Genomic DNA, 824 nt, shown 5'->3' with positions numbered 1-824 from the left:
CCTTGCTGCCAAAGGTCAGGTCGTACACCTGCTCCTCGATCTCTTCATTGCAAATGCGGTCTACCAGATAGGCGCGGGGGGCAAAATCCACCATGACACCGCCCAGATCAAACACGATGCTTTTATACATTTAAAATTTCCTCTGTTTCTCATGGAATGCTCTGCCCACAGTATACCACAATCTGCCATGCGGTTTCCACTGCTTTTTGCATGATGTGCCCGGCGGCTGCATAAGCTGTGGCAGAAAGGGGAGAAGGGCATTGACCATCCGGGAACTGTGTGAAAAAGAGGTGGTGCAGCTGGAGCAGGGGGTCTGCCTTGGCCGGGCCGACGACCTGGCCTTTGACCCTGCCACCGCCCGGCTGCAGAGCCTGATCCTGCTGGGGCGGCCAAGGCTGTTCGGATTGCTTGGCCGGGACGATAGCCTGACCATTCCATGGCAGGAGATCGAGACCATTGGCACGGATGCGGTGCTGGTGCACACGGCCCTGCCGGAAGCACCGCCGCAGCCGGAACAGCTCAAATGGTGGCAAAAGCTGCGCGTGAAGCTGGGTTTGTAAATTTTTTGCAAAAACAGGGTGGACTTTTTTGTGGAAGTGACTATAATAATCGCAGAAGCTTTGTGCAAAAAGCGTAAAGAAATGTGCTTTTGCGTTTGATCTGAGGTCTCAAGGATGAGGAAAGGAACAGGAATTATGAAAACTCCCAAACCGCTTTTGGCGCTGCGGATGGTATTCCCGCTGGCGGCATCGCTGATCGTGCTGCTGCTGGGCGAGGGGATCGCCCGCGGAAGCCTGAGCGCAGACGTTTTTGCAAGTTTTATC

General features: G+C 54.6%; 1 protein-coding gene. It reads left to right on the top strand.

The features are described from left to right. The first annotated feature begins 260 nt into the window (after positions 1 to 260). Positions 261 to 560 carry a PRC-barrel domain-containing protein gene (locus QZL71_RS08015; RefSeq protein ID WP_154258773.1) on the top strand — a complete coding sequence of 100 codons (300 nt, stop codon included), beginning with the start codon at positions 261 to 263 and terminating at the stop codon, positions 558 to 560. Positions 561 to 824 lie beyond the last annotated feature (264 nt).

The sequence above is a fragment of the uncultured Faecalibacterium sp. genome (genome assembly GCF_900066275.1).
GTDB lineage: Bacteria > Bacillota > Clostridia > Oscillospirales > Ruminococcaceae > Faecalibacterium > Faecalibacterium taiwanense.
Note: the sequence above shows the minus strand (reverse complement) of the source record. Positions and strands in the feature narration are given on the sequence as shown.